Source organism: Veillonella sp. KGMB01456, assembly GCF_023051165.1.
Classification (GTDB): Bacteria; Bacillota; Negativicutes; order Veillonellales; family Veillonellaceae; genus Veillonella_A.
Window position 1 is genome coordinate 107106 of sequence record NZ_JALKIG010000004.1, and the last position, 8885, is coordinate 115990.

11 protein-coding genes are annotated in these 8885 nt (G+C 45.0%); 3 read left to right on the plus strand and 8 right to left on the minus strand.

Annotated elements, in window-relative coordinates:
- Positions 1–8: 8 nt before the first annotated feature.
- Genes MXE28_RS02210 through MXE28_RS02225 form a run of 4 tightly spaced genes read right to left on the minus strand, consistent with a single transcriptional unit; the run spans position 9 to position 3938 of the window.
- The gene (locus tag MXE28_RS02210; protein WP_021840842.1) at positions 9–968 is read right to left on the minus strand and encodes an oligopeptide/dipeptide ABC transporter ATP-binding protein; all 960 of its coding nucleotides are present in this window, start codon (positions 966–968) and stop codon (positions 9–11) included.
- A complete protein-coding gene (locus tag MXE28_RS02215; protein WP_021840841.1) occupies positions 965–2095 on the minus strand; it encodes an ABC transporter ATP-binding protein in 1131 nt (376 codons plus the stop codon). The genes MXE28_RS02210 and MXE28_RS02215 overlap by 4 nt, the downstream gene beginning before the upstream one ends.
- Positions 2092–3009: an ABC transporter permease gene (locus MXE28_RS02220; protein ID WP_156705203.1), complete on the minus strand. Its 918-nt coding sequence runs from the start codon at positions 3007–3009 to the stop codon at positions 2092–2094. The genes MXE28_RS02215 and MXE28_RS02220 overlap by 4 nt, the downstream gene beginning before the upstream one ends.
- Positions 3006–3938: an ABC transporter permease gene (locus tag MXE28_RS02225; protein ID WP_156705223.1), complete on the minus strand. Its 933-nt coding sequence runs from the start codon at positions 3936–3938 to the stop codon at positions 3006–3008. Before MXE28_RS02225 ends, MXE28_RS02220 begins: the two co-directional genes overlap by 4 nt.
- Positions 3939–4182: 244 nt before the next feature.
- On the opposite strand from MXE28_RS02225, the gene MXE28_RS02230 reads away from it, so the two are divergent.
- The 3 genes from MXE28_RS02230 (at position 4183) to MXE28_RS02240 (ending at position 6480) form a co-directional block, all read left to right on the plus strand.
- On the plus strand, positions 4183–5019 hold the full coding sequence (locus tag MXE28_RS02230) for a pyridoxamine kinase (protein ID WP_021840838.1): 837 nt from the start codon (positions 4183–4185) through the stop codon (positions 5017–5019).
- A 55-nt stretch (positions 5020–5074) separates the two neighbouring features.
- The gene (locus tag MXE28_RS02235) at positions 5075–5584 is read left to right on the plus strand and encodes an ECF transporter S component (protein WP_021840837.1); all 510 of its coding nucleotides are present in this window, start codon (positions 5075–5077) and stop codon (positions 5582–5584) included.
- Between the two features lie 338 nt (positions 5585–5922).
- Positions 5923–6480, plus strand: coding sequence for a DUF805 domain-containing protein (locus MXE28_RS02240; RefSeq protein WP_156705201.1), 558 nt, complete (start codon positions 5923–5925; stop codon positions 6478–6480).
- A gap of 177 nt (positions 6481–6657) precedes the next feature.
- Here the strand turns inward: MXE28_RS02240 and MXE28_RS02245 are convergent, their stop codons facing one another.
- The 4 genes from MXE28_RS02245 to MXE28_RS02260 all read right to left on the minus strand — a co-directional run bounded on the left by MXE28_RS02245 (position 6658) and on the right by MXE28_RS02260 (position 8690).
- On the minus strand, positions 6658–6807 hold the full coding sequence (locus tag MXE28_RS02245; protein WP_021841285.1) for a YvrJ family protein: 150 nt from the start codon (positions 6805–6807) through the stop codon (positions 6658–6660).
- A gap of 93 nt (positions 6808–6900) precedes the next feature.
- The gene (locus tag MXE28_RS02250) at positions 6901–7287 is read right to left on the minus strand and encodes a type II toxin-antitoxin system death-on-curing family toxin (protein ID WP_021841284.1); all 387 of its coding nucleotides are present in this window, start codon (positions 7285–7287) and stop codon (positions 6901–6903) included.
- Entirely contained in the window at positions 7284–7433 is a 150-nt protein-coding gene (locus MXE28_RS02255) for a hypothetical protein (protein ID WP_021841283.1), read from the minus strand. Before MXE28_RS02255 ends, MXE28_RS02250 begins: the two co-directional genes overlap by 4 nt.
- Positions 7434–7499: 66 nt before the next feature.
- Positions 7500–8690 carry a hypothetical protein gene (locus MXE28_RS02260; protein ID WP_021841282.1) on the minus strand — a complete coding sequence of 397 codons (1191 nt, stop codon included), beginning with the start codon at positions 8688–8690 and terminating at the stop codon, positions 7500–7502.
- Positions 8691–8885 lie beyond the last annotated feature (195 nt).

Sequence of the window (8885 nt, forward strand, 5' to 3'; positions counted from 1 at the left end):
AAAACCTCCTAACGCCGCCAACAGGCTACCTTGCGCCCTTCACGCATAACGAGCGGCGGTTTGGCTTCCTTGCATTGACTTGTCACTTCCGGGCAACGCGATGCAAAAGGACAGCCTGTAATATTAGCCAGCGGGCTCGGTACTTCACCGGCCAGCACCGGTCCGATACTCATATGCGGCGCCAACGGCGCATTTAACTGAATCAAGGCCTGTGTATACGGGTGGAGCGGGTTTTCATAAACGGCCTTCGTCGGCCCTTCTTCCACCACAGCGCCCAAATACATAACCGCAATCCGCTGACTGATATAACGAACCATGTTCAAATCATGGGAAATGAATACGTAACTGATACGGCGCTCCGCCTGCAAGTGCTCCAGAAGCGACACAATTTGTACCTGAATAGACACGTCCAAGGCGGAAATCGGTTCATCGCAGATTATACACTGCGGCTCACTGATAAGGGCTCGACCGATGCCGATACGCTGACGCTGGCCGCCACTGAATTCGTGCGGATATCGTTCGCCCTGCGCCTTTGTGAGTCCCACCTGTTCCAAGACGGCATCCACTTTCGCTAATTTGTCGGCTTCACTGAGCGACACATGACCGGTAGTCCGCACCGTTAACGGTTCCAAGAGGCTTTGCCGCACCGTCATACGCGGATTCAAGGACGCATAGGGATCCTGGAACACCATTTGAATATGCTGCAATACATGTTCTTGATCGGCGGGACTCTCAATTTCACGGCCCGCCACAACAATGCGGCCCGATGTTTTCGGATAGAGGCCCATGAGCGTACGCCCGAAAGTGGATTTACCGCAGCCCGATTCCCCTACCAGGCCTAATGTTTCGCCTTCAGCCTGTGACAGCGACACACCTTCCAACGCGCGCACCAATTGACTATTTTGTTTTAAAAAACCGCGTCGAACGGTAAAATGCTTCGTTAAATCATGGGTTTCCCAAATATTCATGACTTCACCGTCCCTTCTGCGTTGGTATTATTTGTCGCCCCAAGAGGCGCCGTTGCAGTCGCCGGCTCGCCCTCAACTGATTGCCCTTCGGCATCATTCGCAGCGGCTAAGCGATTACAATAAGCATCACATTTCTCCAGTAATTCGCCCGACACCGTAGGACACGGCGTAATTTTAGCCTTAGCCAGCCAACAGCGTAAATTATTTTCCAATCGTGGCATTTCCCGGGCGCAAATTCGCATTGCTTTAGGACAACGGGGATGGAAAGAACACCCCATCGGCAAACTGTATAAATCCGGCGGCTGACCGCCGATAGCCTGCAATTTAGTCGTGGCCATAGTCGGCAGTGATTGTAAAAGGCCTTGTAAATACGGATGACGCGGATTTCCCAATAAAGCTTCCACTGTACCTTCTTCCACAATCTGACCGGCATACATAACGGCCATACGGTCACACATTTGAGCAATGACCCGCAAATTATGGGAAATAATAATAAGCCCCATGTGTTCCGTTTTTATTAACTCTTTTAGAAGCAATAAAATTTGTGCCTCCGTCGTCACATCGAGGGCCGTCGTCGGCTCATCGGCCAGTAATAGGCGCGGCTTGCCCGCTAAGGCCATGGCAATGACCACACGTTGCCGCATGCCGCCACTAAGTTCATGGGGATACTGTGCTAAACGGCGGTCCGGATCGGAAATGCCTACTTTTTGGAGTAATGCTGCCGCTTCCGCCTTCACATCGCCCAAAGTTTCCCCGCTTCGTTTGGCCCGTAACTTAATAGATTCAATCAGCTGCGTGCCGACAGATAAAATAGGATTCAGCGCCGTCATAGGATCTTGAAACACCATAGCTACAGAAGAGCCACGCAAATGGCGCCATGACGCTTCACCGAAATCTTTACAATCCGTATCGGCCACTTGAAGCGCCTCGGCCTTCACCGTAGTAATATCTCGCGGCAATAAGCCCATTAAAGCCTGTACCGTAACAGACTTACCGCACCCCGATTCACCTACGATGCCCAGCACTTCCCCGGCCTCTAACTTAAGCGATACATCGCGTACAACCTCTACATCACCGGCAAAGGTATGAAAGGTTACGCGTAAATTTTCCATAGTAACTAAACTCATCGTTTCACCTCTCCTTTCGGATCCAAGGCATTACGAAGGCCGTCCCCAAAGAATGTAAAGCCAAGCATGGTAATGGCAATGGCCAAGGCCGGCGCCACCAATTGGAACGGATAGGAACGAATGGAGTTAATCCCTTCCGCCGCAAGCACCCCCCAGCTCGCCATAGGGGCACTGACACCGAGACCGATAAAGCTTAAAAAGGCTTCCGTAAAAATGGCTTCCGGAATGGCCAAGGTCATAGTAATGATGATCGGTCCCACACAGTTCGGCAACATATGACGGAATAAAATACGCGACGCCGGCACGCCCATAGAACGCGCTGCGAGCACATATTCTTCATTCTTTAGCGTCACAATGCGGCTGCGCACAATACGCGCCATAGTGAGCCAATACGCGATACCAAGGGCGATAAATATGGAGGTTAAACCCGGCGATAAGACCACCATGAGCAAAATTACATATAATAACAGCGGAATACCGTACAAAATATCTACAAAACTCATCATGAGTCTGTCTACTTTGCCGCCGAAGAAGCCCGCTACGCCGCCGTAAATAACGCCGATAGCGAGGTTAATAGCGGCTGCCACAAAACCGACAGCCAAGGAAATACGAGCGCCATACACAACGCGCACATATAAATCACGGCCCAGCGTATCGGTACCGAACCAATGCGCCGCTGACGGTGCCTGATTGGCTTCCGCCAGATTCTGATCCGCATAGGTATACGGCGATAACCACGGCCCTACGATAGCCAGTAACAACATGCATATAATAATGAACAGCCCAAAGAGAGCCAATTTATTTTCTTTTAAGCGATGCCACGCATTGGGACGCGGACGATACACCACTTCGGCGGTCACATCGGCCGTCGTGCCATGAGCACGCAACGGCAAGAAATCGTCGGTCAGCTTCATGACTCATCCTCCTCTTCCATAGTAACGCGCGGATCTACGAATGGATACAATAAATCCACCAACAGGTTAAAACCTACTACGAGAGCACTGTAGAAAATGGTAACCCCTAAAATAACCGTATAGTCGCGATTATAGATGGATGTTACGAAATACTTCCCAAGCCCCGGAATGGCGAAAATTGTTTCTACGATAAAACTACCCGTAAGCAGCGCCGCCGCCAGCGGCCCCAAATAAGTCAAAACAGGTAAGATAGCATTTCCTATGGCATGTTTCATAATAACATCCCAATTGGCTAAGCCTTTGGCCCGTGCCGTTTTAATGTACTCCTGCTGCATGACGTCGAGCATGGTGGAGCGGGTAAGTCGGGCAATAAACGCCATCGGCTGTGCCCCCAAGGTCAAAATCGGCAACACCATATAGGCCGGTCCCTTCCACAGCGCCACCGGAAAAATCGGCCACACAAAGCCCAACCAATATACCAGAAGTGCCCCGATGATAAAGGTAGGCACGGAAATTCCCAAGGTAGATCCGAAGGTTATGATATAGTCCAGCCATGTGTTCGGCTTCAACGCACTGCCGATACCGGCCGCCACGCCGCCAATTACGGCAAACACCAAGGCGCCAAGGCCCAGCTGTGCCGACACGGGGAACGACTCGCCAATAATATCATTGACGGAACGGCCCAAGTACTTATAGGACGGTCCCAAATCAAACTGCACCACATGCTTCATATAATCTGTGTACTGAACCCAAACCGGATCATTCAAATGATAGGTTGCTTCAATGGTCGCCTTAATCTGAGGCGGCAATTTCTTTTCTTCCGTAAACGGTCCGCCCGGGATGGCATGCATGAGCATAAAGGTAATCGTAATTATGGCCCACATAACAACCACGGCTCCGATGAGACGTTTAAATAAATAGGTACCCACCAATCATCACACTCCTTAGTTGATAATTTTTATATATATATTATACACGAGTCGTGGTCATTTGCGATGCAGTAATTCTCAATTTAGTACATGTGTTCTGTATACATCTTTCCATCTGTCCTATCAAAAATATAAATTCTGTATATTTACATATGACACATATTTTTTTAAAATGTTATTCATACAAACGAAATCAAACGTGCTTGCCCTTTGGTAAGCCTATTTTTAGAAAAGAGGTATGTTTATGAATCCAGTTCCGGTAGTCCTTTCCATTCAAGATATGAGCTCCATTGGTCGTTGTTCCCTTACGGTAGCCATGCCGCTCCTCAGCGCCTTCGGCTCCCAAGCGGTACCGTTCCCAACGGCTTTACTGTGCAACCACTTGGAATACCCAAACTATGAAATGGTCGACTTCTCCGAACATCTTCGTCCGTTCATGGATTGCTGGGAAAAAAACGGCATCACCTTTGATGCCATTCAGAGCGGTTTCCTCGCTTCCCCGGAACAAATCCACATCGTAATCGAAGCGATTGAACGCTTTGGCCAAGATAAACCAATCATCGTCGATCCGGCCATGGCGGATGACGGCAAATTATACTCCGTTTATAACGACACGATGGTACAGGAAATGCGCAAACTCATTGCTCATGCGGATATTATTAAACCAAATTACACGGAAGCAAGCTTCCTCTTGGGTCATAAATATGAACCGGAAACAGTGGATGAAGCTAAAATTCGTCAGCTTTGTAAAGAACTTCACGAATTAGGTCCCCGTCATGTCATCATGTCCGGTGTACCTCATCAGACAGAAGCCATCGTAGCTGTTTACGACGGCGAAACCGATGAATTACAATTGGTAAGCACCAGCCTTGTACCGGTAAAAGCTCACGGCACGGGCGACATTTTCACCGCTGTCTTAACCGGCGCTTTGATGCAGGGCTACGACACCTTAAAGAGTGCCGAAATCGCCGCCAACTTTACCACCGATGCCGTAAAATATACGCACGAAACCATCGGCTCCATGCGTGACGGCTTGTTGTTTGAACGCCTCTTGGGACGTTTGACCGCGTTAATTAAATAAATTTGAAATAAAAAATAGACAGTCACTAAAGGGACTGTCTTGGGAGGTCTTTGTTGTGAATTTAACAGTTCGAGATATTATTTATATCGGTATGCTATCCGCCATCTGTGCCTTAGCTACCACGTTTCTTATTCCATTACCCGGTGGCGGCATGGTTCACCTCGGTTCCGCTGCGCTGTTTACTATTTCAGCCCTCTTTGGCGGACTCTACGGCGGACTTGCCGGTGCCATCGGCTCAGGTCTATTCGACTTAGTCATGGGCCATTCAGCGTATACCCTGTTCTCCATCGTAATCAAGGGTATTTCCGGCCTCGTTGTAGGCTACATGATTGTCGGTTTTCGTCCTAATCCGTTAAAAGCTCGGGAAGCAACCTTTGCCCGTCTTTTGAGCGCCATGCTGGTCGGTGCCGTTTGGACAGCCCTTGGCTATTTGGTAGCTTGGGCATACGTATTGGACAGCTTTATGGTAGCCGTAGGTAATTTACCGGCTTCCTTCTTAACCAGCGGTATCGGTATCGTAGTGGCCCTCTTCCTTGTAAAAGGCCTTCGTAACATAATTCGCTAGTATGGCATACATCATTCTTATAAAAAATTAATGTTAAATTATTAACACGATGTCCTCAGAGGTAATGTCCTACACACCATTACCTCTTGGATATACATCTCATTAATCCTTTCTCTCTAAAAGGCGCAGCAGTTTCTCCCTGTTGCGTCTTTTTATGTATCCCCTTTTAACTTAATTTTAATCGTTTCCCCTTACTATTTACGGTGAAGAACTTTTCCCATTCTTTACATATTTTTTAACTTATTATTATGCAATTTGTTAAAAAAACGCCCTATATGGCGTCAAATATTTAAATATGATATAATAATGAAGTTCTATTACTAGTAAAGGAAGATTTTATGGATATTCTATTTAACATAGGCCAGGCGTTTGTAATGGGGCTTATCGCCTTTACCATTACCCGTTGGGGTTATGTCAAGCAAATAAAAATATTATATCTGCAAGGGCGCTTGAACCGATTACAATTCTTAATCGGCCTCATCGGCATGACCATCGTAGTCGGACTGTTCAACACCATGATTGCCACAATGATGGATAGTGTAGTTATCCTCATTGCCTATTGGGGTGTCCGTATATTAAGTTTTTTGGGCCACTCGGTCCTCTTGTCCTTCTATTTCGTACTCTATGCAAGGCGCTTCCAAGACTTTTCATTCCACGGCGTTATAGGTATTTTATGGTGTATATTCATCGCTTTTACCTACCCGTACTTGCCGATTAAATCTACCAGTGCCGCCTTCGCAGTACTCATTTGGATTGTAAACTTAATCCTACTCGTCATCCCCGGTTCGTCAAAACCGAACAAATACGGCTTACCGGCTATCTGGCCGCAGAAACGAGTAGCCCGCCCGCAACGAACGAGAGTGGCAAGTCCACTGAATCACGAGCAGCAACGATAAACATCAAACCCTATAATTTACTTTAGACACTAAAGAGTATTCTATTTACAGGTACTTTTAGTGTCTATTTTTTATATAGTAATCTCACTCTGCGAAATCAATTTGTAAATATATAAAAGAACACGCTACAGTGCCTATTCGCTGCAACGTGTTCTTCTTACTTCTGTACGTATTTTTTTATTTATGGTCATAGGTTTTTAAGGTAAAAACCAATTCATTAATCGACGCACTCAGTGAATCCATTTTGTGTTCCAGACGTATCAATAAATACGCCGCAACCACCATGGGGAATCCGTAATTAGCCGTCGCTGTTAGAATTTCTTCCATAAAAACACCTCCTTATTGAAATACATTCAATTTAAAATATATCGACAAGGAGGTTCCAAATATTTTTATAATATTTCTTTATTTACATAAATATTAAGCTGAATGTTGAATGAGCCACTCTTTTAGCATGTCTACTGATACAGAATTATCAGCAACACCAATAATTAATGCCTCAGCTTCATCATCGGTATAAGTTAAATTAATTTCTTCTAACGCTAGATATATTTGCATAGAGTGAAATGCTATTCGCTTATTTCCATCAGTAAAAGCATGGTTTTTAGCTAAACCATAACAAAGTTGTGCTGCTTTATCATAAGTTGTAGGATATAAGTCTTCTCCACCAAATGTTTGAAACGGGGTATTAACCGCCGATTCCAATAAGTTTAAATAATGGATTCCCGATTTCATAACGGAAGATGCTTCTAAATCCTTATGAAACTGTATAATATCATCGATTAATAAATGTATAATCTTATTCATCTATTTTCCAATCTTTTATACAAATTTTGGTTTCGTTTAAGAATTTCTGCCGATAAAGCTTTCATTCTTTTAGCCAAATCTTCAGATGTTTTTGATGTAATAATAATTTTATCTTGATTTTCCTCTTGAATATTTCTTTTCGACATATAGAGCACCCTTTCTTTATATTTTTTAGTAAATCTTCTTATTTCAATATATCACAATTCGACGGCCTAGTGAATCAACAAAATCCATTCCAACAAGGTACATACGATATAGGCAATAATAAACTTAATTTTCTGTTTACGGTCGCGGTCTTCATCAGCGATTTTAAGACGCTGTGCCAAAAAGCGTTTATCACGAATCTGCAAGAGTAAGTCGCGAATATTCGCCTGACTTTCCGCATCGGTTTCCTTCCCGTTCCCCTTGAGCGCTACCTGTTGAATCTGAATACGGCGCTGCAATTTACGCATTTGAATCTTAATATTATTATGGACAAAGACACTTTGCCATTTTTTACGGGAATCAAAATACATGTAAATATAGCGCGGAATGTTCATGACGATAAAACTGATACACAAAATCCCCAAAGAAATAAGGAAATATGTGGAAAAGGAGAATTCAATCGTCTCCGCCGGCAAATAGTGGTGAAGGATGATAAAACTGATCCACACACCAATCGGCAATAACAACGCTGCTGCCAAGTCAATGGAACGAACCCAGCTGGTTTTCACGGGCACTTCCGGAATATTATAGGTCTCCACCTCATCGCGGAAGGCATAGTATTCCAAACGAAGTACAGACTGTTCCGAACGGGCATTAATTAAGATAACCGGTCCTTTAGCATTCGTACAGCGATTCGGCCAAGAAATTAAACGGCGAATCGGACTGTCCGGGGACAAATCAAAACGGATGATGCCTTTTTTTTCAAAACGCACCGTCGACCCGTCACCGATAATTTCAAAGGGGTTAAAGAAGGTGCCCAACAGGCTGAGGCTCCAATTGCCCAATAAATGAACAATCGTATTCATAATAAAGCCGCCCATATCGACGTCGGACATATTCAATTTTATGGAAAAACTCGAAGCATAGTCGTCAAACCAAAAATCTTCGATGGTAAATTCTATATTAATAACGGTCCCGAGGGTTGTAATAATCCCCATGTAGACCTTATTGTTATTTTCAAACTCAAAGGTAACAGAATAAAATAACCAGTGATTTCGCAATTGAGCTTTCAAAATGCGGTTAATCGCATCTTCCTCAACACTGATAATACGATGATCGTATAAATCGGTTTCGCTCGCCTCGCAAGGTTCGGCCTCAATTTGTTGCTCAGGCGTGACCGGTTTCTCTGCGATTTTCTTGCGTGTTCCTTTTGTCATCGATTCTGCCAATTCCAATAATCGCGTGACTAGACTGTTCATAACGCCTCCTATGGATTTAGCATGTTTTCAGTCCATATTATAACATAACGCACCCGATTTTAAAACTACATAGCATATCGACAGTTTTCAAAAAAGCCGATTCTATCGCCATTGAGTGCATTTAACTTGATTATTCATTCTAAATCATAACCACCCGTAGAACGGGTGGTTTGCTCTGACCCTATAAGGGTCTTT

Excerpts from the sequence above, each read along its gene's own strand:
- MXE28_RS02210 (WP_021840842.1), bottom strand. The coding sequence starts at position 968 with ATGAATATTTGGGAAACCCATGATTTAACGAAGCATTTTACCGTTCGA.
- MXE28_RS02245 (WP_021841285.1), bottom strand. The coding sequence starts at position 6,807 with ATGGAAGAAATTCTAACAGCGACGGCTAATTACGGATTCCCCATGGTG.
- MXE28_RS02250 (WP_021841284.1), bottom strand. The coding sequence starts at position 7,287 with ATGAATAAGATTATACATTTATTAATCGATGATATTATACAGTTTCAT.
- MXE28_RS02230 (WP_021840838.1), top strand. The coding sequence starts at position 4,183 with ATGAATCCAGTTCCGGTAGTCCTTTCCATTCAAGATATGAGCTCCATT.
- MXE28_RS02220 (WP_156705203.1), bottom strand. The coding sequence starts at position 3,009 with ATGAAGCTGACCGACGATTTCTTGCCGTTGCGTGCTCATGGCACGACG.
- MXE28_RS02240 (WP_156705201.1), top strand. The coding sequence starts at position 5,923 with ATGGATATTCTATTTAACATAGGCCAGGCGTTTGTAATGGGGCTTATC.
- MXE28_RS02255 (WP_021841283.1), bottom strand. The coding sequence starts at position 7,433 with ATGTCGAAAAGAAATATTCAAGAGGAAAATCAAGATAAAATTATTATT.
- MXE28_RS02260 (WP_021841282.1), bottom strand. The coding sequence starts at position 8,690 with ATGAACAGTCTAGTCACGCGATTATTGGAATTGGCAGAATCGATGACA.
- MXE28_RS02215 (WP_021840841.1), bottom strand. The coding sequence starts at position 2,095 with ATGAGTTTAGTTACTATGGAAAATTTACGCGTAACCTTTCATACCTTT.